Source organism: Pseudomonas nitroreducens (assembly GCF_024170165.1).
In the GTDB taxonomy this organism is placed as follows: Bacteria; Pseudomonadota; Gammaproteobacteria; order Pseudomonadales; family Pseudomonadaceae; genus Pseudomonas; species Pseudomonas nitroreducens_C.
On the sequence record NZ_JALJXP010000004.1, the window covers coordinates 208032 to 232657 of the forward strand.

The 24626-nt window shown below is 66.5% G+C and carries 18 protein-coding genes; 16 read left to right on the forward strand and 2 right to left on the reverse strand.

The genetic code is table 11. From position 1 onward, the window contains the following. Positions 1–239: 239 nt before the first annotated feature. Both J2T47_RS10345 and J2T47_RS29450 read left to right on the forward strand, forming a co-directional pair. On the forward strand, positions 240–1850 hold the full coding sequence (locus tag J2T47_RS10345; protein WP_253445635.1) for a GGDEF domain-containing response regulator: 1611 nt from the start codon (positions 240–242) through the stop codon (positions 1848–1850). Positions 1851–3364: 1514 nt separating this feature from the next. Further along, positions 3365–3952 (forward strand): methyl-accepting chemotaxis protein, encoded by a 588-nt coding sequence (locus J2T47_RS29450; RefSeq protein ID WP_437180973.1) that lies wholly within the window; start codon positions 3365–3367, stop codon positions 3950–3952. 86 nt (positions 3953–4038) lie between these two features. Here J2T47_RS29450 and speB read toward each other — a convergent pair whose 3' ends face one another. Continuing rightward, entirely contained in the window at positions 4039–5001 is a 963-nt protein-coding gene (speB, locus tag J2T47_RS10355; RefSeq protein WP_253445641.1) for an agmatinase, read from the reverse strand. 102 nt (positions 5002–5103) lie between these two features. After that, positions 5104–6195 carry a polyamine ABC transporter substrate-binding protein gene (locus tag J2T47_RS10360; protein WP_437180969.1) on the reverse strand — a complete coding sequence of 364 codons (1092 nt, stop codon included), beginning with the start codon at positions 6193–6195 and terminating at the stop codon, positions 5104–5106. A 114-nt stretch (positions 6196–6309) separates the two neighbouring features. Between J2T47_RS10360 and J2T47_RS10365 the strand changes: the two genes are divergently transcribed. The 14 genes from J2T47_RS10365 to urtA all read left to right on the forward strand — a co-directional run bounded on the left by J2T47_RS10365 (position 6310) and on the right by urtA (position 24403). Then, on the forward strand, positions 6310–7218 hold the full coding sequence (locus J2T47_RS10365; protein ID WP_253445647.1) for a LysR family transcriptional regulator: 909 nt from the start codon (positions 6310–6312) through the stop codon (positions 7216–7218). A 145-nt stretch (positions 7219–7363) separates the two neighbouring features. Continuing rightward, a complete protein-coding gene (locus J2T47_RS10370; protein ID WP_253445650.1) occupies positions 7364–9214 on the forward strand; it encodes a protein-disulfide reductase DsbD in 1851 nt (616 codons plus the stop codon). A gap of 149 nt (positions 9215–9363) precedes the next feature. Next, positions 9364–9807, forward strand: coding sequence for a type II 3-dehydroquinate dehydratase (gene aroQ, locus J2T47_RS10375; RefSeq protein WP_138214110.1), 444 nt, complete (start codon positions 9364–9366; stop codon positions 9805–9807). Between the two features lie 24 nt (positions 9808–9831). Then, entirely contained in the window at positions 9832–10296 is a 465-nt protein-coding gene (gene accB, locus J2T47_RS10380; RefSeq protein WP_253445652.1) for an acetyl-CoA carboxylase biotin carboxyl carrier protein, read from the forward strand. A gap of 17 nt (positions 10297–10313) precedes the next feature. Continuing rightward, entirely contained in the window at positions 10314–11663 is a 1350-nt protein-coding gene (gene accC / locus J2T47_RS10385) for an acetyl-CoA carboxylase biotin carboxylase subunit (protein ID WP_253445654.1), read from the forward strand. A 183-nt stretch (positions 11664–11846) separates the two neighbouring features. Further along, the gene (gene prmA / locus J2T47_RS10390; RefSeq protein ID WP_253445656.1) at positions 11847–12725 is read left to right on the forward strand and encodes a 50S ribosomal protein L11 methyltransferase; all 879 of its coding nucleotides are present in this window, start codon (positions 11847–11849) and stop codon (positions 12723–12725) included. 59 nt (positions 12726–12784) lie between these two features. Further along, on the forward strand, positions 12785–14395 hold the full coding sequence (locus J2T47_RS10395) for a DUF3426 domain-containing protein (RefSeq protein ID WP_253445658.1): 1611 nt from the start codon (positions 12785–12787) through the stop codon (positions 14393–14395). Positions 14396–14616: 221 nt separating this feature from the next. Beyond that, positions 14617–15624 carry a tRNA dihydrouridine synthase DusB gene (gene dusB / locus J2T47_RS10400; RefSeq protein ID WP_253445660.1) on the forward strand — a complete coding sequence of 336 codons (1008 nt, stop codon included), beginning with the start codon at positions 14617–14619 and terminating at the stop codon, positions 15622–15624. After that, positions 15621–15941, forward strand: coding sequence for a DNA-binding transcriptional regulator Fis (gene fis, locus J2T47_RS10405; RefSeq protein WP_024766365.1), 321 nt, complete (start codon positions 15621–15623; stop codon positions 15939–15941). Before dusB ends, fis begins: the two co-directional genes overlap by 4 nt. Positions 15942–16028: 87 nt before the next feature. Continuing rightward, positions 16029–17636, forward strand: a complete 1608-nt coding sequence (purH, locus tag J2T47_RS10410; RefSeq protein WP_253445662.1) for a bifunctional phosphoribosylaminoimidazolecarboxamide formyltransferase/IMP cyclohydrolase — start codon at positions 16029–16031, stop codon at positions 17634–17636. Between the two features lie 253 nt (positions 17637–17889). After that, on the forward strand, positions 17890–19179 hold the full coding sequence (purD, locus tag J2T47_RS10415; RefSeq protein ID WP_253445665.1) for a phosphoribosylamine--glycine ligase: 1290 nt from the start codon (positions 17890–17892) through the stop codon (positions 19177–19179). A gap of 164 nt (positions 19180–19343) precedes the next feature. Further along, a complete protein-coding gene (locus J2T47_RS10420; protein ID WP_301295464.1) occupies positions 19344–22100 on the forward strand; it encodes a hybrid sensor histidine kinase/response regulator in 2757 nt (918 codons plus the stop codon). A gap of 204 nt (positions 22101–22304) precedes the next feature. Further along, the gene (locus J2T47_RS10425) at positions 22305–22898 is read left to right on the forward strand and encodes a MarC family protein (protein WP_253445669.1); all 594 of its coding nucleotides are present in this window, start codon (positions 22305–22307) and stop codon (positions 22896–22898) included. A 236-nt stretch (positions 22899–23134) separates the two neighbouring features. Continuing rightward, a complete protein-coding gene (urtA, locus tag J2T47_RS10430; protein WP_253445671.1) occupies positions 23135–24403 on the forward strand; it encodes an urea ABC transporter substrate-binding protein in 1269 nt (422 codons plus the stop codon). The last annotated feature ends 223 nt before the right edge of the window (positions 24404–24626 follow it).

Consider the following 24626-nt stretch of genomic DNA (forward strand, 5'->3'; position numbering starts at 1 on the left):
GTGCCGGAATTTTAGGCCCATCGGTGCAAGCATGCCGCACGGCGGCAGGGCAGCGCAGCCTACCCTGCGCATGGTGCGCGGTAATGCGGTGAATTACAAAGCGACACAAACACAGGATGTTTGACCGAAGGCACTGTTATTGCCATCAAGGATTGGTAGCATAGGGCCATCAGTGTGTATCACGGCGGAAACATGTTCGCCCCGCTGGCCGACGGTACGGCCCTATGAAGAAGCGCGCGATGACCGAGCTCGACGATCCATCCCTCGACCGCCTCAAGCACCACTTCGCCCAGCGGGTGATCCACCAGGCCCGTCACCTGCTGGAAGTCTGGCAGCGCCTGTCACGCTCGGAGTGGAACAGCGCCGGCACGGCCGAGCTGGCCGAGGCCTGCCTGCGCCTGCAACGTTATGCCGAGCGCTTCGAACAGGCCGAACACGCCGACCTGGCCAAGGCCATCGACCAGTGCCTGCGCGCCGTGCAGGACAATCGCGGGCGCCTCTCCAGCGAGCTGATCACCGAGCTGAACCGCCTGATGCAGCGCCTGTCGCGTACCGGCCTGCGCCACGGCGACCAGTTCGAGCAGACCAACCTGCCGCCGCTGCGCAAGCCGGTCTACCTGGCCCTGCAGGACCAGGAACGCGCCGAGCGCCTGGCCCAGCAGCTGGAATTCTTCGGCATGGCCGCGCAGCCCTGCGAGCATGCCAACGCCTTCCGCGCCGCCATGGCCGACCGCCACCCGGCGGCCATCGTGATGGAAATCGACTTCGCCAACGGCCAGGGCCTGGCGCTGGCCGATGAAGCCCAGGCCGGCCTCAAGCAGAAGCTGCCGGTGCTGTTCTTCAGCCATGAAGAGACCGACACCCCGACCCGCCTGGCCGCTGCCCGCGCCGGTGGCCAGGACTTCTTCAGCGGCGCGCTGGACGCCTCCGGCCTGCTGGAGAAGATCGAGACGCTGACCCGCGTGGCGCATTACGAGCCGTTCCGCGTACTGATCGTCGACGACTCCCGCGCCCAGGCCGCGCACACCGAGATGGTCCTCAACAGCGCCGGCATCGTCACCCGCGCGCTCACCGCGCCGCTGTCGGTGATGGCCGAGCTGGCCGAGTTCCAGCCGGACCTGATCATCCTCGACATGTACATGCCCGAGTGCCTGGGCACCGAGCTGGCCAAGGTGATCCGCCAGCATGAGCGCTACGTCAGCGTGCCGATCATCTACCTGTCCGCCGAGGACGACCTGGACAAGCAGCTCGACGCGATGAGCGAAGGCGGCGACGACTTCCTCACCAAGCCGATCAAGCCGCGCCATCTGATCGCCACCGTACGCAACCGCGCCGCCCGCGCGCGCAGCCTGAAGGCGCGAATGGTGCGCGACAGCCTCACCGGCCTGTACAACCACACCCACACCCTGCAACTGCTCGACGACGCCCGCTTCCGCGCGCGCCGCGAGGAGCGCCCGCTGACCTTCGCGATGCTCGACATCGACCACTTCAAGCGGGTCAATGACACCTACGGGCACCCCATGGGCGACCGGGTGATCAAGAGCCTGGCGCTGTTTCTCAAGCAGCGCCTGCGCAAGACCGATCACATCGGCCGTTACGGTGGCGAGGAGTTCGCCGTGGTGCTGCCGGACACCGATGCCGCCTCGGCGCACAAGGTGCTGGAGGAAATCCGCCAGCGCTTCGCCGAAATTCATTACCCGGCGCAGCCCCATGACCTGTCCTGCACCTTCAGCTGCGGCATCGCCGAGCTGGGCGAGGAGATGGACATCAAGACCCTCGCCAAACAGGCCGACGAGGCGCTGTACACCGCCAAGCACGGCGGCCGCAACCGCGTCGAGGTCTACAAGTAACACCCGCCACTGGTCTGGCGCGGCGCTCTGCCGCGCCATTTTCCGACACAATGCTGGCACCGTGTCATCAGCCAGTAACGAAACTGCAATAGGTTCAGGGCTCGCCGTTTTTTCGCTGTCGGTCGAGACCTGCCATGCGCCTCAAGCTGCTCACCAACCTCAACACCTTCCTGCTCCTGCTCGTCTGCCTCGCGCTGGGCGCCACCCTGTGGTGGTCGCAACGCGCCCTGGAGCGCCCGTTCACGCTGATGGACCGTTACCTGGAACTCTCCCAGGGCTTCGAGCGCAAGGTCGCGCAGAACATCCAGGCGTACCTCGCCAGTGGCGACGCACTCAAGCAGAAGGCCGCCCAGCAGGGCCTGGACGAACTCGCCCAGGAGCTGCCGCAACTGCCGGACAGCCTCAGCCAGCTGCTCGGCCAGAGCCTCGACGAACTGCGCCAGTTCAGCGGCAACCAGCTGCTCGCCGCCGGCAAGCTGGCCGGCGACCCGCAGGGACTGCTGCTGCAGGCCGAGCGTGACCTGCTGGCCGCGCTGGACCAGCTCGGCACCTACGCCGATGCCAGCCAGAACTCCGCCGCCGCCGAATACCGCACGCCGCTGCTGCAGGCCGGCCTGCACCTGACGCGCCTGGCCCACGCCCGCGCCAAGCTGGTGGAGAGCGGCAACCCGGCGCTGGCCGAGGACATCCAGCGCGAACTGGAAACCCTGCGCCAGCTGGCCGAGCGCATCGACGCCCTGCCGCTGCTCGGCGTGCTGGAGCAACAGGCCTCCGCCTCCGACGACTTCGCCGCCATGATGGGCCTGGACTCCCAGCCGGCCGCCGAGGCGCAGAGCGAGGACCGTGGCGTGACGCTCAAGCGCGACCTCGCCAGCGTGCTGCGCCGTTACCCGGACGAACTCAACCGCACCCGCCAGTTGATCACCCAGCGCCAGGAACTGGCCAACGCCACCGCCCAGCGCCTCGGCGCCGTGCAGCAGGCCCTGGCGACCCTGGAGCCGCAGGTGCGCGAGGAGCGCTCGAAGATCCAGACCCAGGTGCGCGTCATCCAGGGCGCGCTGATCGCCCTGATTCTCGCCACCGCGCTGCTCATCGATACGCTGCAACGCCGGCTGGCGCGCGTGCTCGGCCAACTGGTCCCGGCGCTGTCCACCTGGGCCCGTGGCGATTTCAACAAACCCATTGCCCTGGCCACCCGCACCCGCGATCTGGTGGAACTGCAGGAATCACTGAACCGCCTGCGCGACTTCCTCGGCACCCTGGTCGGCACCATTCACCAGCGCGCCGAGGAAGTGGCCGGCAGCAGCCGCGCCCTGGCCGAACTCAGCGGCGGCCTGCACGCCGGCGCCGAACGCCAGGCCAGCGACACCGGGGAAATCCGCGATGCGCTGGGCGACATGGAAGCGGCGATCCAGCAGGTGGCCGGCGACGCCAGCCAGGCTGCCTCGGCCAGCCACGCGGCCGGCATGGCCGTCGAGCAGGGCCAGCAGGTGATCGGCAACAGCCTGAACGGCATGCGCGCGCTGGTCGACGAAGTGCAGAGCAACGCCCAGGCCATCGAGAACCTCGCCGAGGAGTCGGCCACCATCGGCAACGTGCTGGGGGTGATCCGCTCCATCGCTGACCAGACCAACCTGCTGGCGCTCAACGCCGCCATCGAGGCCGCACGGGCCGGCGAGCAGGGCCGCGGGTTTGCCGTGGTCGCCGAGGAAGTCCGCTCGCTGGCCCTGCGCACCACCGGCGCCACCGAGGAAATCCAGCAGCTCACCGCGCGCCTGCAGCAGGCTGCACGGCAGTCGGTGGAAGCAATGCGCAGCCAGGTCGAGCATGCGGAAGTCACCGCCAACCAGGCCGGCGCCGCCGAGGGCGCGCTGGACGAGGTAGTCGGCGCCATCCGCACCATCGCCAGCATGGCCGAGCGCATCGCCGAGAGCTCCGCCCAGCAGAGCGGCGCGGTCAGCGAGATCCGCTCGCACAGTGAGCGCATCCACGAGCTGGGCGGCGAGAACCTGCGCCTGATCGGCCAGGGTCGCAGCCAGGGCGAGCAACTGCAGGAACTGGGCGGTGCGTTGCACACTGCCGTCAGAGCCTTCCGCGTATAACGGAGCAAACCTGTAGGAGCGCGCCATGCGCGCGATCGCGGGCATGGCCCACTCCTACAGGGTAACGTCGGCTTTAAACCCCAGGCTCAGCGCTCGCCCAGCTTGTGCCGCGCGGCGTACAGGCAAACCATCTCCATCGCCAAAGTCGCACCGGCCAGGGCGGTGATCTCGGCGCTGTCATAAGGCGGCGCGACTTCCACCACGTCCATCCCCACCAGGTTGATGCCGCGCAGGGCACGGAGGATTTCCAGCGCCTGATGCGAACTCAGCCCGCCGCAGACCGGCGTACCGGTGCCCGGTGCGAAAGCCGGGTCGAGGCAGTCGATGTCGAAGGTCAGGTACACCGGGTTGTCGCCCACCCGTGCGCGGATGCGTTCGGCAATCGCCTGCGGTGTATGGCGGTGCACCTCGCGGGCATCCAGTACCTGGAAGCCCATCACGTCATCGTTGGTGGTACGCAGGCCGACCTGCACCGAGCGCGCCGGGTCGACCAGCCCCTCGCGGGCAGCGTGGTAGAACATGGTGCCGTGGTCGATACGCTGGCAGTCTTCGTCCGGCCAGGTGTCGCTGTGGGCGTCGAAGTGGATCAGCGACAGCGGGCCATGCTTCTTCGCATGGGCCTTGAGCAGCGGGTAGCTGATGAAGTGGTCACCGCCCAGGGTCAGCAACGCGCAGCCGGCATCGAGGATACGAGCGGCGTGGGCTTCGATGACTTCCGGGGTTTCCTGCGGCACGCCGTGGTCGAAGGAGCAGTCGCCGTAGTCGATCACCGCCAGGTGGTCGAAGGGGTCGAATTCCCAGGGGAAGTGCCGGGCCCAGGCCATCTGCACCGAGGCGGCGCGGATCGCCCGCGGTCCGAAGCGGCTGCCCGGGCGGTTGGTGGTGGCGGTGTCGAAGGGCACACCGCTGACCACCAGGTCGACGCCGCGCAGGTCGCGGCTGTAGCGGCGGCGCATGAAGCTGGTGATGCCGGCGTAGGTGGATTCGGCAGCGGTACCGTAAAGGCTGTCGCGGGTGATGGCCTGGTCGTTGTCTTGGGCGAGATCCATGGCTTCCTCGTTGTCGTTATCGGTAGATCACGGTGATGGACTGCAGGAGCGCCCCATGCGCGCGATCGCCGGCATGGCCCGCTCCTGCAGGGAGTTTCGGGCTCAGCTTCGGGTACGGAACGCTGACCACAGCCGAGTGCGCTCGCGCTGCTGCTTGAGCGTCAGCAACTGCTCGCCAAACAGCTTCTGGCGCATGGCCGGGGCCGGGTAGATGTCCGGATCGCTGGCCACGTCGGCATGCAGCAGCGGTGCCGCCTTGAGGTTGGCGTTGGCGAAGTACAGGGTGTTGGTCAGCTCGGCGATGGCGTCCGGGCGCAGCATGAAGTCGATGAAGGCTCGCGCTTCCTGCGGGTGCGGGGCATCCACCGGGATGGCCATGGTGTCGAACCAGATCAGCGTGCCTTCCTTCGGAATCCGGTAGATCACCTCGAACGGCTTGTTCGCCTGCTTGGCCTGGGCGGCGCCCATCAGCGCATCCCCGGTGTAGGTCAGGGCGAGGCACAGCGTGCCGTTGGCCAGGTCGTTGATGTGCTTGCCGGTGGCGACGTAGCGCACGTTGGGCTGCAGCGTCTTCAGCAGATCGCGGACCTGGGCGAGATCGGCCGCCTCGGTGCTGTAAGGCGACTTGCCCAGGTAGTTGAGCGCGACGCTGATGACCTCCTGGGGCGAGTCGATCAGCGAGATGCCGCAGTCGGCCAGGCGACTGGCGTACTCGGGTTTGAACAGCAGGTCGAGGCTGTCCAGCGGGGCGTCGGGGATACGCTTGAGCACCTCGCTCCTGTTGATCGCCAGGCCCACGGTGCCCCAGGTGTAGGGCACGCCGAAGCGGTTGCCGGGGTCGATGGCGGCCAGCTTGGCCAGCAGCTCCGGGTCGAGGTTGGCGAAGTTCTTCAATTGCGTGTCGTCCACCGGTTGCACGGCCTTGGCCTGGATGGCGCGGGCCAGCCCGCTGCTGGCGGGGAAGACGACGTCGTAGCCGCTGCGGCCGGTCAACAGCTTGCTGTCGAGCACCTCGGCGCTGTCGAAGGTGTCGTATTTGACGCGGATGCCGGTTTCCTTCTGGAAGCGTTGCAGGGCATCGGCGCCGACGTAATCCGCCCAGTTGTAGAGGTTGAGCACCCGCTCCTGCGCCTGCAGGGGCATGGCCAGGGCCACGGCCAGCACCGTGAGAGAAGCCCGGAAGAACGCACGCATGATCATCGCCTCAGGTTGTTGTGGTTATGGGGCGAGCATGGCGCGGGCTTTACTTTGTAAAAATACAAAGTTAATTACTTTGGCATTTCGCCATGACAATGTTTGGAGACGGCCATGCTCAGCCAATTGCGCGACCTCGACCTGCAACTGCTGCGGCTGTTCGTCACCGTGGTGGAGTGCGGCGGTTTCAGCGCCGCGCAGGGCGAGCTGGGGCTGAGCCAGCCGAGCATCAGCATCCAGATGGCCAAACTGGAGACGCGCCTGGGCTACCGCCTGTGCGAACGCGGCAAGGGCGGCTTCCGCCTGACGCCCAAGGGCGAACACCTGCTGCAGTCGACGCGACGGCTGTTCGTCGCCATCGAGGGTTTCCGCGACGAGGCGCGCGGTGTCGCCGACAAGCTGCTGGGCGAAGTGCGCATCGGGCTTTCCGAGGGGCTAGATGTGGAGGTGCTGGCGCAACTGTCCGGAGCGATCCGCCGCTTCCGCCAGCGCAACGAGGCGGTCTATCTGGAATTGATCACCGCCACACCCGCCGAGCTCGAGCGCTTGCTGCTCCAGGACCGCCTGCACCTGGCGGTCGGCTACTTCGCCGGCACCCAGGCGGCGCTGGAGCATCACACCCTCTTCGTCGAACCCCAGGGTCTCTACTGCGGCGCCGGGCACCCGGTCTTCAGCGAAAAGAAACCGACCCGCGACTCCCTGGCCGACGCCGACCAGGTGCTGCATCCCTACCGCTTCATCGCCGCCGACGAGCCGTTGCAGACCAGCCGCAGCAGCGCGCGCTGCGAGCAGGTGGACGGCAGCCTGGCATTCATCCTTTCCGGTGCGCACATCGGTTACTTGCCCAAACATGTCGCCCAGCCGTGGATCGAGCGCGGCCAGTTGCGCGAACTGTTGCCCGGAGAGCTGGGCTTCGACGTCGCCTTCAGCCTGACCCGCCACCGCGGGCGCCATCCCGGCGATGCCGAGCAGGCCTTTGTGAGCGACCTGCTGGCGGCCTTCGGCCAGCACGCGACCGATTGACGCAGCGGCGCAGCGGGAACCAGGACTCGTAGGCACAGTCCCACAGCGACTATCACTTCTTGTGACAGCTGATCCGGCAACGCCTCGGGCCGCGCCGGAAGCTTTCCGCTATGATGCCCGCCACCCTGTAGTCCGCGAGATGTCCATGCGCCGCCTGCTCACCCTGCTCCTGCTCCTGGTCGCCCTGCCCGCCTCCGCCGGCCTGTTCGACAAACCCGCCGACAAGGGCGGCTTCGCCGTCGGGCAACCGGCCAAGGGCGATTTCCTGCCGGTGGCCGAGGCCTTCCGCGTCAGCGTCGAGGACAGCGACAGCCAGCAGGTGAAGCTGCGCTTCATCAATGCCGATGGCTACTACCTCTACCAGCACCGTTTCAGCTTCAAGGTCGAACCCGCCGACAGCGGCGTGAGCGTCGGCGAAGTGAAGCTGCCGCCAGGCAAACAGCATCACGACGACTACTTCGGCGACACGGTGGTCTACTACGCCATCACCGACATCGACGTACCGCTGGTGAACCCGCAGCACAAGCCCTTCACCCTGGTCGTCAGCTACCAGGGCTGCGCCGACAAGGGCCTGTGCTACGCGCCGGAAACCACCCGCCTGCAGATCGCCGACGGCCAGGCCGCCAGCGTGGTGACCGGCCCCGTGCCCTCCGCCGCCGCCAAGTCCGCCGCCTCGAGCAACTCGCTGGCCAGCCTGCTGGGCGATCACGAGCCGGGCAAGATCAAGAAACTCGGCCGCGCACTGGTGATCTTCTTCCTGCTGGGCCTGGCGCTGACCTTCACCCCCTGCGTGCTGCCGATGCTGCCGATCCTCTCCGGGGTCGTGCTGCGCGGTCGTCCGGGCGGCATGCGCGGCCTGGCGCTGTCGCTGGCCTACGTGCTGCCGATGGCCGCCTGCTACGCGGTGCTCGGCACCCTGATGGGCCTGTTCGGCGCCAGGCTCAACCTGCAGGCGATGCTGCAGTCACCCTGGGTACTGATCCCCTTCGCGGCCTTCTTCGTGATCTTCGCCATCGCCATGTTCGGCGCCTTCGAACTGCGTCTGCCGCGCTTCGTGCGCGAGCGCCTGGACAAGATGGCGAACAACACCCGTGGCGGCTCCATCGCCGGCGCGGCGACCCTGGGCGTGCTCTCCAGCCTGCTGGTGTCGCCCTGCGTCACCGCCCCGCTGGCCGGCCTGCTGCTCTACATCAGCAGCACCGGCGACGCAGTGGGCGGCGGCCTGCTGCTGTTCTCCCTGGGCCTGGGCATGGGCACGCCGCTGGTGATCTTCGCCGTCGGCGGCGGCGCGCTGCTGCCCAAGAGCGGCGCCTGGATGAACGGCGTGCGCAACGTCTTCGGCGTGATGCTGCTGGCCGTGGCCATCTGGATGCTCGATCGCATCGTCTCCGGCCCGGTCTCGCTGACCCTCTGGGGCACCCTGGCCGGCGGCGTCGCGCTGGCCATCGGCACCCTCGAACTGGGACCGAAGAAACCCCTGCAGCGACTCGGCCAATTGCTCGGCCTGATGCTGCTGGTGTACGCGGTGGCCGCCTGGACCGGCGCCCTGCGCGGCGAGTCCGACCCGCTGCACCCGCTGGGCCGCAACACCCCCGGCCTGCATGCCGGCCCGCCGACCTCCACCCCCGGCGACTGGCAGAACATCACCAGCCCGGCGCAACTCGCCGCCGCCCTGGCCAGCGCCCAGGCCGCCGGGCGGCCGGTGCTGCTGGACTGGTACGCCGACTGGTGCATCAGCTGCAAGATCATCGAGCGTCAGGTGCTGCCGGCGCCGGAAGTGCAGTCGCAACTGCCGGGCTTCGTCCTGCTGCGTTTCGACATGACCGCCAGCACCGAGGAGCAGCGCGCCCTGCTCGACCGCTACAACCTGTTCGGCCCGCCCGCACTGCTGTTCTTCTCGGCAAAAGGCGACGAATGGAGCGACCTGCGCATCATCGGCGAGACCGACGCTGCCACCCTCGCCGACCGCCTGAAACAGGCTGGAACGCGCTCCTGAGCACAGTTTGATTGCAATGGTTTTGCCGTAATCGGCTGGCAACATGCTGACATCTACGGCAAAACCGGCATGACTGGACAGTCACGCCAGCTTTCCGGCATAGTCCCGCCCTATCTTTTCCCGCCAAGAACAAGGACTACAGCATCCAGATGGCGACCTTACTGGTACTGCACGGGCCCAACCTCAACCTGCTGGGCACCCGCGAGCCCGACAAGTACGGCTCCGTCACCCTCGAGCAGATCAACCAGGACCTGGAGCGCCGCGCCCGCGAAGCCGGCCACCACCTGATGCACCTGCAGAGCAACGCCGAGTACGAACTGATCGACCGGATCCACGCCGCGCGCCACGAAGGCGTCGACTTCATCCTGATCAATCCGGCCGCTTTCACGCATACAAGTGTCGCTCTACGTGACGCATTGCTCGCAGTGAGCATCCCATTCATCGAAGTGCACCTCTCCAACGTGCACAAACGTGAACCTTTCCGGCATCACTCCTACTTCTCCGACGTGGCGGTAGGGGTGATCTGCGGTCTGGGCGCCACAGGCTATCGCCTGGCCCTGGAATCCGCCCTCGAACAACTTGAACGCCCGTGACCTCACCTGGGAGAGCGAACACTGATGGACATCCGTAAAGTCAAGAAACTGATCGAACTGCTCGAAGAATCCGGTATCGACGAACTGGAGATCAAAGAGGGCGAAGAGTCCGTACGCATCAGCCGTCACAGCAAATCCGCCGCCCAGCCGATCTACGCTGCCGCCCCGGCCTACGCTCCGGCTCCGGCCCCCGCCGCCGCTCCGGTCGCTGCCGCCGCCCCTGCCGCTGAAGCCGCCCCGGCTGCCCAGAACCTCGCCGGCGCCGTGCGCTCGCCGATGGTCGGCACCTTCTACCGCGCTGCCTCGCCAACCTCGGCCAACTTCGTCGAAGTCGGCCAGAGCGTGAAGAAAGGCGACATCCTCTGCATCGTCGAAGCGATGAAGATGATGAACCACATCGAGGCCGAGACCAGCGGTGTGATCGGTCAGATCCTCGTGGAGAACGGCCAGCCGGTCGAATTCGACCAGCCCCTGTTCACCATCGTTTAAACCGCGGGGAACCTGCGATGTTGGAAAAAGTACTGATCGCCAACCGCGGCGAAATTGCACTGCGCATCCTGCGCGCGTGCAAGGAACTGGGCATCAAGACGGTGGCCGTGCACTCGACCGCCGACCGTGAGCTGATGCACCTGTCGCTGGCCGACGAAGCGGTCTGCATTGGTCCGGCACCCGCTGCGAAGTCCTACCTGCACATTCCGGCGATCATCGCCGCCGCCGAGGTCACCGGCGCCGTGGGTATCCACCCCGGCTACGGCTTCCTCGCCGAGAACGCCGACTTCGCCGAGCAGGTCGAGCGCTCGGGCTTCACCTTCATCGGCCCGAGTGCCGACGTCATCCGCCTGATGGGTGACAAGGTGTCCGCCAAGGACGCCATGAAGAAGTCCGGCGTACCGACCGTACCGGGCTCCGACGGCCCGCTGCCCGAAGACGAAGAAACCGCGCTGGCGATTGCCCGCGAGGTGGGCTACCCGGTGATCATCAAGGCCGCCGGTGGCGGTGGTGGTCGCGGCATGCGCGTCGTGCACCACGAGGAAGACCTGATCAAGTCCGCCAAGCTGACGCGCACCGAAGCGGGCGCGGCCTTCGGCAACTCGATGGTCTACCTGGAGAAGTTCCTGACCAACCCGCGTCACGTGGAGGTCCAGGTGCTCTCCGACGGTCAGGGCAACGCCATCCACCTGGGCGACCGCGACTGCTCCCTGCAGCGTCGTCACCAGAAGGTGCTGGAAGAAGCCCCAGCCCCGGGCATCGACGAGAAGGCCCGCGCCGAAGTGCTGGCCCGCTGCGTCCAGGCCTGCGTGGAAATCGGCTACCGTGGCGCCGGCACCTTCGAGTTCCTCTACGAGAACGGCCGCTTCTACTTCATCGAGATGAACACCCGCGTCCAGGTGGAGCATCCGGTGTCGGAGATGGTCACCGGTATCGATATCGTCAAGGAGATGCTCAGCATCGCCGCGGGCAACAAGCTGTCGATCAAGCAGGAAGACGTGGTCATCCGTGGCCATGCGCTGGAATGCCGGATCAACGCCGAAGACCCGAAGACCTTCATGCCCAGCCCCGGCAAGGTGAAGCACTTCCACGCACCGGGCGGCAACGGCGTGCGCGTGGATTCGCACCTGTACAGCGGCTACGCCGTACCGCCGAACTACGACTCGCTGGTGGGCAAGATCATCACCTACGGCAAGGACCGCGATGAAGCCATGGCGCGCATGCGTAATGCGCTGGACGAGCTGATCGTCGATGGCATCAAGACCAACACCGAGCTGCACAAGGAGCTGGTCCGCGATAAAGAGTTCTGCAAGGGTGGCGTGAACATCCACTACCTGGAGAAGAAGCTGGGCATGGACAAGCACTAAGCTTGCCGCGCTGCGCCTCGCTCCACCACAAGGGCTGCCTCCGGGCGGCCCTTGTGCTTTGCGGCCCCTGCACGCTGGCATGGCAAGGTGCCGTGCAGTAAGCTTGCCGCCTTTATCGACGGGCCGCCCAGGCGGTCCGTTGTCTTTTCCAGCACCATCCCGGCACGATCGAGGTACCGCCCCATGCCCTGGCTTCAAGTCCGACTCGCCATCACCCCGGATCAGGCGGAAACCTATGAAGATGCGCTGCTGGAAGTCGGCGCCGTCTCCGTGACCTTCATGGACGCCGAAGACCAGCCGATCTTCGAGCCGGACCTGGGCACCACCCCGCTGTGGAGCCACACCCACCTGCTCGCGCTGTTCGAAGCGGACACCGACGAAGCCTCGCTGCTCGCCCACCTGACCCTACTCACCGGCGGCGAGCTGCCGGAGCACCAGATCGAGCGCATCGAGGACCAGGACTGGGAACGCAGCTGGATGGACAACTTCAAGCCGATGCGTTTCGGCCGCCGCCTGTGGATCGTCCCCAGCTGGCACGACGCCCCGGAGCCGGAAGCGGTGAACCTGCTGCTCGACCCGGGCCTGGCCTTCGGCACCGGCACCCATCCGACCACCGCGCTGTGCCTGGAATGGCTCGACGGCCAGGAACTGGCCGGCCAGAACGTGCTGGATTTCGGCTGCGGCTCGGGCATCCTCGCCATCGCCGCGCTGCTGCTGGGCGCCGAACAGGCAGTCGGCACCGACATCGACCCGCAGGCGCTGGAAGCCTCGCGCGACAACGCCTCGCGCAACGGCATCGACCCGGCAAAATTCCCCGTCTACCTGCCCACTGATCTGCCCAAGGCGCAGGCGGACGTCCTGGTGGCGAACATTCTGGCCGGCCCGCTGGTCACATTGGCAGAGCAGCTCACCGGGCTGGTGAAATCCGGTGGCCTGCTGGCTCTCTCGGGCATCCTCGCCGAACAGGCCGAGGAAGTCCGCGCTGCCTACGCCGACGCCTTCGACCTCGACCCGACCGCCGAGCGTGATGGCTGGATCCGCATCAGCGGCCGCCGTCGCTGAGTGCCGCCGTACAGGGCTTGAGTTAGACTAACCGCCAGATTTTTCCGCCGGACCGCCGCATGAGCGAAAGCTTCATCACCCAGTGCCCCCATTGCCAGACCCGTTTCCGCGTCAACTCAGCGCAACTGGGCGCGGCCAGCGGTGCTGTGCGCTGCGGTACCTGCCTGAAGGTCTTCAGTGCGCCGCAGAACATGGTCGGCGAGCCGACCCAGGCTCCGGTCCCGGTTGTCACGGCGGCGCCGCCCGTCGAAACCGCGAAACCCGTTCCGGCTCCGGAGCCGGTAGCGCCCTCCGCGCCGCCGCCCCCGCCGGAGCCCATCGCCGCAGCGCCAGCTGCCGCGCCTGCCTTCAACACCTTCGCCCCTGAAAAGCCCGCCGCCCCGGGCGCCACCGGCACCGCCACCCTCGGCTGGCCGCTGGCCCCCCATGCCGCGAGGCACTCCAGCGATGTCGCGGAAAAGCCCGCCGTCGCCGAGCCGAAGGCGGCAGCGAAACCGGCAGCGGTTGCCGAACCCGCTCCGGCCGTCGCCGCGACCGCAGTGATCGCCCCGGCGGCGACCGTGACCAGCGAGCCGCCCAAACCCGCGCCTGCGCCGGCTGCCGGAAAAAAAGACGAAACGCTGTGGATCCACGACGATCTCGATCTGGACAGCCTCAACCTCGACGAGGAACTGGCCAAGCTCGACGAGTTCGAACTGTCCCAGGAGTTTCTCAGCATCGACCGCGCGCCGCGCCCCAGCGAGGCCTTGCAGACCCGCCAGGAAGACAAGCGCGACCCGCATGACGAGCGCTGGGCCGAAGCCCTGATCGAAGAGGAACAGAACGGCGCAAGCCGCACTTCCCGCCAGGAGCCCAGCTTCGGCCGGCTGCCCGTCGAGGAACCGGAAGAGCCGCCCGCCCAAGCACGCCTGGTGGCCGACAAGGAACCCGAGCCGGATGAACCCGAGGAAGAGCCGGAGCACGAACCGCGCATCGACCCGGCCCCCCTTCGCGTCGAGAGCGACGACGAGAAACTTCCAGCCTTCAGCGCCCGCCGTGATGACGACGAGCCCGACGATGAAGACGAGGAGCCGCCGCTGGCCGACCAGCGCGGCGACAATCGGCGCGCCGATCCGGGCCTTGGCAATGACGGCCTGAACGACCTCAGCGACGAACCCCTGCAGCTCGACTGGCAGAAGCCGAAGAGCCGCTGGGGCCGCCGCCTGCTCTGGCTGCTGCTGGTACTGCTGGCCCTGGCCGGTCTCGCCGGCCAGTACATCGCCTATCACTTCGACGAACTGGCCCGCCAGGACCAGTACCGCCCCTGGTTCGCCCAGGCCTGCCCGGAGCTGGGTTGCACCCTGCCCTCCAAGGTCGACGTGGAGCAGATCCGCAGCAGCAACCTGGTGGTGCGCAGCCACCCGGACTTCAGCGGCGCGCTGGTGGTGGACGCGATCATCTACAACCGCGCCAACTTCTCGCAGCCCTTCCCGCTGCTGGAGATGCGCTTCGCCGACCTCAACGGCCAGCTGATCGCCAGCCGCCGCTTCAAGCCCAGCGAGTACCTCTCGGGCGAACTGGCCGGGCAGAGCGAGATGCCGCCGCAGACGCCGATCCACATCTCCCTGGACATTCTCGATCCGGGCCCCAAAGCGGTGAACTACAGCCTGAGCTTCCACTCGCCGGAATGACCCTGCGACTAGCTCAAAGCGCCTGAACGCGCCAGTTCCGCTCGTCTTCCTACCTGGGGTACTAAGCCCGGGATTGCTCAGAATTTATCCAAAATCGCCTTTATCCGGTCATCGAGAGCGGGTATCATGCCCTCCCTTTTTTGCTAGCACCGGTGGCAGGCCCCGAAAGCACCCGCGAGTCTCGTAACGCGCGGCGCCTCGGTGTTCCCGCCCCATTGACCATGGAAATCCAGTCGGTGGTACGCATCGGCTCCTACACACTGCCCAACAGACTGATCCTGGCCCCGATGGCCGGCGTCACCGATCGTCCGTTCCGCCAGCTTTGTCGCCGCCTTGGCGCCGGCATGGTGGTATCGGAGATGGTCACCAGTGACGTCCGCCTGTGGAACAGCCGCAAGTCGCGCCTGCGCCTGCAGCACGACCACGAGGATCAACCGCGTTCGGTGCAGATCGCCGGCGGCGACCCGCAGATGCTCGCGGAAGCCGCCCGCTGCAACGTGGAGCTGGGTGCCCAGATCATCGACATCAACATGGGTTGTCCGGCAAAGAAGGTTTGCAACAAGGCCGCGGGTTCCGCGCTGATGAAGGATGAACGGCTGGTGGCCGACATCCTCGAGGCGGTGGTCGCGGCGGTAGAGGTTCCCGTCACCCTGAAGATTCGCACCGGTTGGGACCGGTCGAACAAGAACGGCGTGACGGTGGCGCGGATCGCCGAGCAGTCGGGCATCCAGGCGCTGGCGGTACACGGCAGGACCCGTGCCGACCTCTACACCGGCGAGGCGGAGTACGAAACCATCGCGGCGATCAAGCAGGCGGTTTCGATTCCGGTCTTCGCCAACGGTGATATCGATTCACCGCGCAAGGCACGGCAGGTTTTCGAGCAGACGGGCGTGGATGCCCTGCTGATCGGCCGCGCCGCCCAGGGCAACCCCTGGATCTTCCGCGAGATCGATCATTACCTGAGCACCGGTGAACTTCTGCCGGCGCCGAGTCTGCAGGAGGTGCAGAGCATCCTGCTCGAACACCTGGCTGCATTGCATGCGTTTTATGGGGAGGAAATGGGTGTGCGAATTGCCCGCAAGCATGTGGGCTGGTACCTCGCAACCCTACCGGGAGCGGCGGAGTTCCGTTCCCAGTTCAATCGTTTGCAGGACACGGATGCACAGAGCGCCAGCGTCAGGCAGTTCTTCGCCGAGCGCCACAATAACGGAGAAGGGGTGGCCGCATGACAACGATGACCGAGACATTAGTGAGTGGAATGACACCCGTGAGCGACAACGCCAACCTTAAACAGCACCTGACCACTCCGACGCAGGAGGGCCAGACCCTCCGCGACAGCGTGGAAAAGGCACTGCATAACTATTTCGCCCATCTCGAAGGGCAGCCGGTCACGGACGTGTACAACATGGTGCTTTGCGAAGTCGAAGCGCCGCTGCTGGAAACCGTCATGAACCACGTGAAGGGTAACCAGACCAAAGCCTCCGAACTGCTGGGGCTGAACCGCGGGACCCTGCGCAAGAAACTCAAGCAGTACGATCTTCTCTGACAGGTGGCAGGCGCGGGCCCGCGACCACAAGGTCAGCCGGGCCCACGCCTGACACGCGAAAAGCCCGAAGCCTTTGTGGAAGCCGTTATGACCGACCAAACCACCCGCCTGCCCGTCCGCCGTGCGCTGATCAGCGTTTCCGACAAGACCGGCGTCGTCGATTTCGCCCGTGAGCTGGCTGCCCTCGGCGTGGAGATTCTCTCCACCGGCGGCACCTACAAGCTGCTCAAGGACAACGCCATCGCCGCCGTGGAAGTGGCCGACTACACCGGCTTCCCGGAGATGATGGATGGCCGCGTGAAGACCCTGCACCCGAAGATCCACGGAGGCATCCTCGGCCGTCGTGACCTCGACGGCGCGGTGATGGAAGAGCACGGCATCAAGCCGATCGACCTGGTGGCGGTCAACCTGTACCCGTTCGAAGCGACCGTGGCCAAGGCCGACTGCGACCTGCCGACCGCCATCGAGAACATCGACATCGGCGGCCCGACCATGGTCCGCAGCGCGGCGAAGAACCACAAGGACGTTGCCATCGTGGTCAACGCCGGTGACTACGCCAGCATCGTCGGCGCCCTGAAAGCCGGCGGTCTGACCTATGCCCAGCGCTTCGACCTGGCCCTGAAGGCCTTCGAGCACACCTCGGCCTACGACGGCATGATCGCCAACTACCTGGGCACCATCGACCAGGCGCGCGACACCCTGTCCACCGAAGACCGCGGCGCCTTCCCGCGCACCTTCAACAGCCAGTTCATCAAGGCGCAGGAAATGCGCTACGGCGAGAACCCGCACCAGAGCGCGGCGTTCTACGTCGAGGCGAAGAAGGGCGAGGCCAGCGTCTCCACCGCCATCCAGCTGCAGGGCAAGGAGCTGTCGTTCAACAACGTGGCCGACACCGACGCCGCGCTGGAGTGCGTGAAGAGCTTCGTCAAGCCGGCCTGCGTCATCGTCAAGCACGCCAACCCGTGCGGCGTGGCGGTGGTTCCGGAAAACGAAGGCGGCATCCGCAAGGCCTACGACCTGGCCTACGCCACCGATACCGAGTCGGCGTTCGGCGGCATCATCGCCTTCAACCGCGAACTGGACGGCGAGACCGCCCAGGCCATCGTCGAGCGCCAGTTCGTCGAAGTCATCATCGCCCCGAAAATCTCCGCAGCCGCCCGTGCCGTGGTCGCTGCCAAGGCCAACGTGCGCCTGCTGGAGTGCGGCGAGTGGCCGGCCGAGCGTGCGCCGGGCTGGGACTTCAAGCGCGTCAACGGCGGCCTGCTGGTACAGAGCCGCGACATCGGCATGATCACCGCCGATGACCTGAAGATCGTCACCCAGCGCGCCCCGAGCGAGCAGGAAATCCACGACCTGATCTTCGCCTGGAAAGTCGCCAAGTTCGTAAAATCCAACGCCATCGTCTACGCCAAGGCGCGCCAGACCGTCGGCGTCGGCGCCGGCCAGATGAGCCGCGTGAACTCCGCCCGCATCGCCGCCATCAAGGCCGAACATGCAGGCCTGGAAGTGAAGGGTGCGGTCATGGCATCCGACGCCTTCTTCCCGTTCCGCGACGGCATCGACAACGCTGCCAAGGCCGGTATCACCGCGGTGATCCAGCCGGGTGGTTCGATGCGCGACAACGAAGTGATCGCCGCCGCCGACGAAGCCGGCATTGCAATGGTGTTCACCGGTATGCGCCACTTCCGCCACTAAGGTGGATCGGACGCGCTGAAGCAGGCATCTGCTGCGTTGCCCGAACGTTCCCCAATGCTCATTGCCAGAAGGCAACTCCGCTTGGTGAACGCTCGGGCGCCTTGCATCTACCCGCTCCATCGCGCCCCTTGAGATCGATTGATCAAGAGCGCGATTCGGTCGTAAAGCATTTGTAGGTTGGGCCGGGCGGCGCTCCGCGAGCGAAGCGATACCCAACAATCCGGCAAAGCCGGAACTGTTCAGGAGAACTCCAATGAACGTACTCATCATCGGCAGCGGCGGTCGCGAGCACGCGCTGGCCTGGAAGGTCGCGCAGGATTCGCGCGTGCAGAAGGTCTTCGTCGCGCCGGGCAACGCCGGCACCGCCACCGAAGCCAAGTGCGAAAACGTCGCCATCGACGTGCTGGCCCTGGAAGAGCTGGCCGACTTCGCCGCGAAGAACGTGCAGCTGACCATCGTCGGCCCCGAGGCGCCGCTGGTCAAAGGCGTGGTCGACCTGTTCCGCGCCCGTGGCCTGGACATCTTCGGCCCCACCGCCGGCGCCGCCCAGCTGGAAGGTTCCAAGGCCTTCACCAAGGACTTCCTCGCGCGCCAGCAGATCCCCACCGCCGACTACCAGAACTTCACCGAAGTCGAGCCGGCGCTGGCCTATCTGAAAGAGAAAGGCGCGCCCATCGTGATCAAGGCCGACGGCCTGGCCGCGGGCAAGGGCGTGATCGTCGCCATGACCCTGGCCGAAGCCGAGGAAGCCGTGCGCGACATGCTCGCCGGCAACGCCTTCGGTGACGCCGGTTCGCGCGTGGTGATCGAAGAGTTCCTCGACGGCGAGGAAGCCAGCTTCATCGTCATGGTCGACGGCCAGAACGTGCTGCCCATGGCCACCAGCCAGGACCACAAGCGCGTCGGCGATGCCGATACCGGCCCGAACACCGGCGGCATGGGTGCCTACTCCCCCGCCCCGGTGGTGACTGCTGACGTGCATAAGCGCGTGATGGACGAAGTGATCTACCCGACCGTGCGCGGCATGGCCGAGGAAGGCAACGTCTACACCGGCTTCCTCTACGCCGGCCTGATGATCGACAAGAGTGGCAAGCCCAAGGTCATCGAGTTCAACTGCCGCTTCGGCGACCCGGAAACCCAGCCGATCATGGTGCGCCTGGAATCCTCCCTGGTCCTGCTGGTCGAGGCCGCCCTGGCCAAGGCGCTGGACAAGGTCGAAGCCACCTGGGACCCGCGTCCCACCGTGGGCGTGGTGATCGCCGCTGGCGGCTACCCGGGCGACTACGCCAAGGGTGACGCCATCGAAGGTCTCGACGAGGCCGCCCAGCTCGACGGCAAGGTGTTCCACGCCGGTACCGCGCTCAAGGATGGCCAGGTCGTCACCGCCGGCGGCCGCGTGCTGTGCGCCACCGCCATCGGCCCGAGCGTCTCCTCGGCCCAGGAGCAGGCTTACCGCCTGGCCGAGAAGATTCGCTGGAACGGCAGCTTCTACCGCACCGACATCGGCTATCGCGCCATCGCCCGCGAGCGCGGCGAAGGCTGATCCGACGGGCGGAGGCGTCCCCCGTCGGACGCCTCCTTCCCGCTGGTCCCGGCGTGCACGGGTGGATTACGGCCTTCAGCACACTTGGCTATAATCCGCCCACTCACTACCGAAGGGACTTCGCCGTGCGTCGGCTCTGGACTGCCACAGGACTCCTCGTCAGCTTGCTGCTGGCCGCTCTGGTCTGTCTTCCGACCTATGCGGCAAGCCAGGATCCCGGCTGGTCCCAGCTCCACGACAGTGACGCCCGCCTGCAACTGCAGGACGTGATCTCCCCGCGCTACCGCACTCTCTTCAGCCCCCTCGACATCAACGATCTGCACGCCCCCGCCGGCCCCGGCGCGACCTGGCTGCACTTCCGCCTGCCCGCCAACGACGAGCCCCAGCAACTGCGCCTGTTCGCGCCGAGCCTGGACAGCTTCGAGATGTTCATCCTCGACGGGCAGAAAGTCCTCGAACAGAAGAGCGCCGGCAACCTCTCCCCGGTGCAGCGCCCGCTGCTCAACAGCGACCTGGTGATCCCGCTGCGCAGCGCCGCCGAGCCGCTGGACCTGTACCTGCGCCTCGCCTCGACCCTGCCGCTGCGCCCGAACATCAGCATCGAGGCCGCCGGCCAGCCGAGCAACGACCAGCGCCCGCTGCACTTCGGCGTGCTGATCGGCTGCCTGGCCATGCTGCTGCTCTATAACCTCGTGCGCTTCGCCTACACCCGCGTCGCCAGCGGCCTGTGGCTGGCCGGCGTGCATGCGAGTCTGCTGCTGGCCTGCCTCAACCTGTTCGGCCTGCTCAGCCCCTGGTACGGCAACAGCCAGTCGCTGCAGCCGATGATTGCGCTGGGCTGCCTGGTGGTAACGCTGATCTGCGGCCTTGGCTATACCGCCAGCTTCTTCCGTGACCTCACCCCGCGCCTGCCGCTCAAGCGCCTGCTGCTGGGCGGCACCGCCGCGCTGGCGGTGCTGTGCATCGCGCTCAACCTGCTGTTCGGCCTGTCCATCAGCAGCCTGGTCTACGGGCTGATCACCCTGGTGACCCTGGGCATTCTCGGCGTGGCGGTCTACTACTGGATTCACGCCTACCGGCCGGCACGCCTGTTCGCCATCGGCATGGGGCTGTTCGTGGTGGTCTGGTGCCTGAGCCTGCCTTCGCTGCTGGGCTACGTGGCGACCCGCGCGGAATGGCTCGGCAGCGGCCTGCTCGGCCTCTCGGCGGTGGTCGGCTTCCTGCTCAGCCTGGCACTCGCCGAGCGCCAGCGGAAAATCCAGAACGACCATTTCGCCGCGAGCCGCCAGCGCGCCGCCAACGTTGCCGAGCTGAAAGCCAAGGGCGATTTCCTGGCGAAGATCAGCCACGAGATCCGCACCCCCATGAACGGTGTGCTGGGCATGACCGAGCTGCTGCTCGGCACCCCGCTCTCGGCCAAGCAGCGCGACTATGTGCAGACCATTCACAGCGCGGGCAACGAGCTGCTCTCGCTGATCAACGAGATTCTCGACATCTCCAAGCTGGAGTCCGGGCAGATCGAGCTGGACGAGGTGCAGTTCGACCTCGGCGCACTGATCGAGGACTGCCTGGCGATCTTCCGCGCCAAGGCCGAGCAGCAGAAGGTCGAGCTGATCAGTTTCACCCAGCCGCAGGTGCCGCGCATCGTCAGTGGCGACCCGACGCGCCTGCGCCAGGCGGTGCTGAGCCTGCTGGACAACGCCTTCAAGCAGACCGATGAAGGCGAGATCCTGCTGGTGGTCGCCCTCGACGGCCCGCCGACCCAACCGCGCCTGCGTATCGCCGTGCAGGACAGCGGCCGCCCGCTGGACAGCGCCGACCGCCAGGCCCTGCTCACCGCCGAGCTGCACAGCCGCGACTTCCTCTCCGCTACCCGTATGAGCAGCCGTCTCGGCCTGATCATCGCACGCCAGCTGATCCGCCTGATGTCCGGCGATTTCGGAATAGAGAGCGGTGACAGTGGTGGCGATTCGGGCAACCTGCTGTGGCTGAGCCTGCCGCTGGACCCGCAGCAGATCGACCAGGTCGGCGCCGATCTCGACGGCCCGCTGCAGGGCGCACGCCTGCTGGTGGTGGACGACAACCAGACCTGCCGCAAGGTGGTGGTGCAGCAATGCAGCGCCTGGGGCATGAACGTCAGCGCGGTGTCCTCGGGCAAGGAAGCGCTGGCGCAGCTGCGCACCAAGGCGCACCTACGCGAGTACTTCGACGTGGTCCTGCTGGACCAGGACATGCCCGGCATGACCGGCATGCAGCTGGCGACCAAGATCCAGGAAGACCCGAACCTCAACCACGACATCCTGCTGATCATGCTCACCGGCATCAGCAACGCACCGAGCAAGATCATCGCGCGCAACGCGGGGATCAAGCGCATCCTGGCCAAGCCGGTGGCCGGCTACACGCTCAAGGCCACCCTCGCCGAAGAGCTGTCGCAGCGTGGCCCGAGCGGTGTGAGCAACTACCTCGCGCCGGCCAGCGAACCGACTTCGAACGTGCCGCCCAGTGACTTCCGCATCCTCGTCGCCGAGGACAACAGCATCTCCACCAAGGTCATCCGCGGCATGCTGAGCAAGCTCAACCTGCAGCCCGACACCGCCAGCAACGGCGAGGAAGCCCTGGCCGCGATGAAGGCCACCCAGTACGACCTGGTGCTGATGGACTGCGAGATGCCGGTGCTCGACGGCTTCTCCGCCACTGAACGCCTGCGTGCCTGGGAAGCCAGCGAACACCGCCCGCACACCCCGGTGGTGGCGCTCACCGCGCACATCCTCAGCGAGCACAAGGAGCGCGCGCGACTGGTCGGCATGGACGGCCACATGGCCAAGCCGGTGGAACTGTCGCAACTGCGCGAGCTGGTGGCCTACTGGGTCGGCGAGCGTGACCGCCGCCTGCGCCAGCAGAGCGACGCGCTCCCCTCCTGATTCTCCCCAGCCCCTGTTCTCCCTGTAGGAGCGGGCCATGCCCGCGATCGCGCCCATGGGGCGCTCCCACAGGGAGCGCCAGCGCCAACCAGTGCAACCGGCCAGCAAGAATCAACGCGCGCCTGCCCCGCCGCAATGCCACCCGCCGCCCCAGCCGCTATGCTTTGCCCTGCCGCGCCCACTCAATCCGGACGAGTCGTTCCCATGCAAGCGATGTTCAGCGTGTACCTGAAGATGCTGGTGCTCTACAGCCCCTTCTTCGTCCTCTCCTGCTTCATCAGCCTCAACCGCGGCTTCGCCCCCCGCGACCGCAAGCGCATGGCCTGGCGCGTGGCCCTGGCGGCGCTGATCGCCAGCGTGCTGCTGTACCTGTTCGGCCGCTACATCTTCACCCTGTTCGGCATCACCGCCGACGCCTTCCGCATCGGCGCCGGCTCGGTGCTGTTCATCTCCGCCCTGGGCATGGCCCAGGGGCGCTCGGCGGTGCAGGCCGACAACGTGCAGCAGGACGTCACCATAGTCCCGCTGACCATCCCCATCACCGTCGGCCCCGGCACCATCGGTGCGCTGCTGGTGATGGGCGTGAACCAGGACTGGGAGCACAAGCTCCTCGCCCTGGCGGCAATCTTCCTCGCCTGCCTGACGGTGGGCATCACGCTCTACCTCTCGGACAAGATCGAGAAGGTTCTCGGCGAGCAGGGCCTGATGATCGTCAGCCGCCTGATGGGGCTGTTCGTCTGCGCCCTCGCCGCGCAGATCATCATGACCGGCGTGCGCGGCTACTTCATCCCGCAGTGACGCGCCCCTTTGGGGAGCACCGCGCACCAAAGGGCGTTCGGCGCACCAAAGCCGCGCACTGAAAAACCTCACCTATACGACAGAAAATCGCGTGCAGCCCATCTGCGCCAAGGCTTTTGCCTGTTTGGCACGGATGCTGCGATGGCAGCTTCGACCCGAGCGTGGGTCGCCCCAATTCCGGGGAAGCTGCCGCACCGGCAACTCCCCGCCCCTGGATAGCCAAGGAGGCTGCCGCGATGAAACGTCGTCCGCTGTTGCAAAGTACGCTGGCCATGAGCGCCCTGCTGCTCACCGGTCTGTTCCCGTTCAGCTCCCAGGCCGCCGAGACCATCAAGGTCGGCATCCTGCATTCGCTGTCCGGCACCATGGCGATCTCCGAGACCTCGCTCAAGGACATGGCGCTGATGACCATCGACGAGATCAACGCCAAGGGCGGGGTGAACGGCAAGCAACTCGAAGCGGTGGTGGTCGACCCGGCGTCCAACTGGCCGCTGTTCGCCGAGAAGGCACGCCAGCTGCTGACCCAGGACAAGGTCGCGGTGGTCTTCGGCTGCTGGACCAGCGTGTCGCGCAAATCCGTGCTGCCGGTGTTCGAGGAGCTCAACGGCCTGCTGTTCTACCCGGTGCAGTACGAGGGTGAGGAAATGTCGCCCAACGTCTTCTACACCGGTGCCGCGCCGAACCAGCAGGCCATCCCGGCGGTGGAGTACCTGATGAGCGAGGACGGCGGCGCCGCCAAGCGCTTCTTCCTGCTGGGCACCGACTACGTCTACCCGCGCACCACCAACAAGATCCTGCGCGCCTTCCTGCACAGCAAGGGCGTGGCCGACAAGGACATCCAGGAGGTCTACACGCCGTTCGGCCACAGCGATTACCAGACCATAGTCGCCGATATCAAGAAGTTCTCCGCCGGCGGCAAGACCGCGGTGATCTCCACCGTCAACGGCGACTCCAACGTGCCCTTCTACAAGGAGCTGGCCAACCAGGGCCTGGAAGCCACCGAGGTTCCGGTGGTGGCCTTCTCCGTGGGCGAGGAGGAGCTGCGTGGCATCGACACCAAGCCGCTGGTGGGCAACCTCGCCGCGTGGAACTACTTCGAGTCGGTGAAGAACCCGGAAAACACCAGGTTCGTCGCCGACTGGAAGGCCTACGCCAAGGCGAAGAACCTGCCCAACTACAGCACCGCGGTGACCAACGACCCGATGGAGGCCACCTACGTCGGCATCCACATGTGGGCACAGGCCGTGCAGAAGGCCGGCAGCACCGACGTCGACAAGGTCCGCGAGGCCATGGGCGGGCAGACCTTCAAGGCGCCGTCTGGCTTCACCCTGACCATGGACAAGACCAACCACCACCTGCACAAGCCGGTAATGATCGGCGAGATCGAGGACAACGGTCAGTTCAACGTGGTCTGGAAGACCCCCGAGCCGATCCGCGCCCAGCCGTGGAGCCCGTTCATTCCGGGCAACGACAAGAAGCCGGATTACGCGGTGCGCAGCAACTGATCCGGAGCGGGCCCAGAGCCCCTCTCCCTAACCCTCTCCCTGAAGGGAGAGGGGACCGTACGGCGCAAGATCAAACCCAGGCGTCAGCCGGCTCGGACAGTTATCTCCCTGACGGGAGAAAAGCAGTCAGACGCAGGATGAGGCCAGAAGTATCTGGCGGCACGGACAGCTCCCTCTCCCTTCAGGGAGAGGGCTGGGGAGAGGGGGCACCAGCCCACACCCG

Bases quoted from the DNA above. Each gene is read 5' to 3' on its own strand.
- accB (WP_253445652.1), top strand. From the start codon at position 9,832: ATGGACATCCGTAAAGTCAAGAAACTGATCGAACTGCTCGAAGAATCC.
- J2T47_RS10425 (WP_253445669.1), top strand. From the start codon at position 22,305: ATGCAAGCGATGTTCAGCGTGTACCTGAAGATGCTGGTGCTCTACAGC.
- prmA (WP_253445656.1), top strand. From the start codon at position 11,847: ATGCCCTGGCTTCAAGTCCGACTCGCCATCACCCCGGATCAGGCGGAA.
- aroQ (WP_138214110.1), top strand. From the start codon at position 9,364: ATGGCGACCTTACTGGTACTGCACGGGCCCAACCTCAACCTGCTGGGC.
- J2T47_RS10365 (WP_253445647.1), top strand. From the start codon at position 6,310: ATGCTCAGCCAATTGCGCGACCTCGACCTGCAACTGCTGCGGCTGTTC.
- accC (WP_253445654.1), top strand. From the start codon at position 10,314: ATGTTGGAAAAAGTACTGATCGCCAACCGCGGCGAAATTGCACTGCGC.
- J2T47_RS10370 (WP_253445650.1), top strand. From the start codon at position 7,364: ATGCGCCGCCTGCTCACCCTGCTCCTGCTCCTGGTCGCCCTGCCCGCC.
- speB (WP_253445641.1), bottom strand. From the start codon at position 5,001: ATGGATCTCGCCCAAGACAACGACCAGGCCATCACCCGCGACAGCCTT.
- purD (WP_253445665.1), top strand. From the start codon at position 17,890: ATGAACGTACTCATCATCGGCAGCGGCGGTCGCGAGCACGCGCTGGCC.
- J2T47_RS10360 (WP_437180969.1), bottom strand. From the start codon at position 6,195: ATGCGTGCGTTCTTCCGGGCTTCTCTCACGGTGCTGGCCGTGGCCCTG.
- purH (WP_253445662.1), top strand. From the start codon at position 16,029: ATGACCGACCAAACCACCCGCCTGCCCGTCCGCCGTGCGCTGATCAGC.
- J2T47_RS10345 (WP_253445635.1), top strand. From the start codon at position 240: ATGACCGAGCTCGACGATCCATCCCTCGACCGCCTCAAGCACCACTTC.
- urtA (WP_253445671.1), top strand. From the start codon at position 23,135: ATGAAACGTCGTCCGCTGTTGCAAAGTACGCTGGCCATGAGCGCCCTG.
- J2T47_RS10395 (WP_253445658.1), top strand. From the start codon at position 12,785: ATGAGCGAAAGCTTCATCACCCAGTGCCCCCATTGCCAGACCCGTTTC.
- dusB (WP_253445660.1), top strand. From the start codon at position 14,617: ATGGAAATCCAGTCGGTGGTACGCATCGGCTCCTACACACTGCCCAAC.
- J2T47_RS29450 (WP_437180973.1), top strand. From the start codon at position 3,365: ATGCGCGCGCTGGTCGACGAAGTGCAGAGCAACGCCCAGGCCATCGAG.
- fis (WP_024766365.1), top strand. From the start codon at position 15,621: ATGACAACGATGACCGAGACATTAGTGAGTGGAATGACACCCGTGAGC.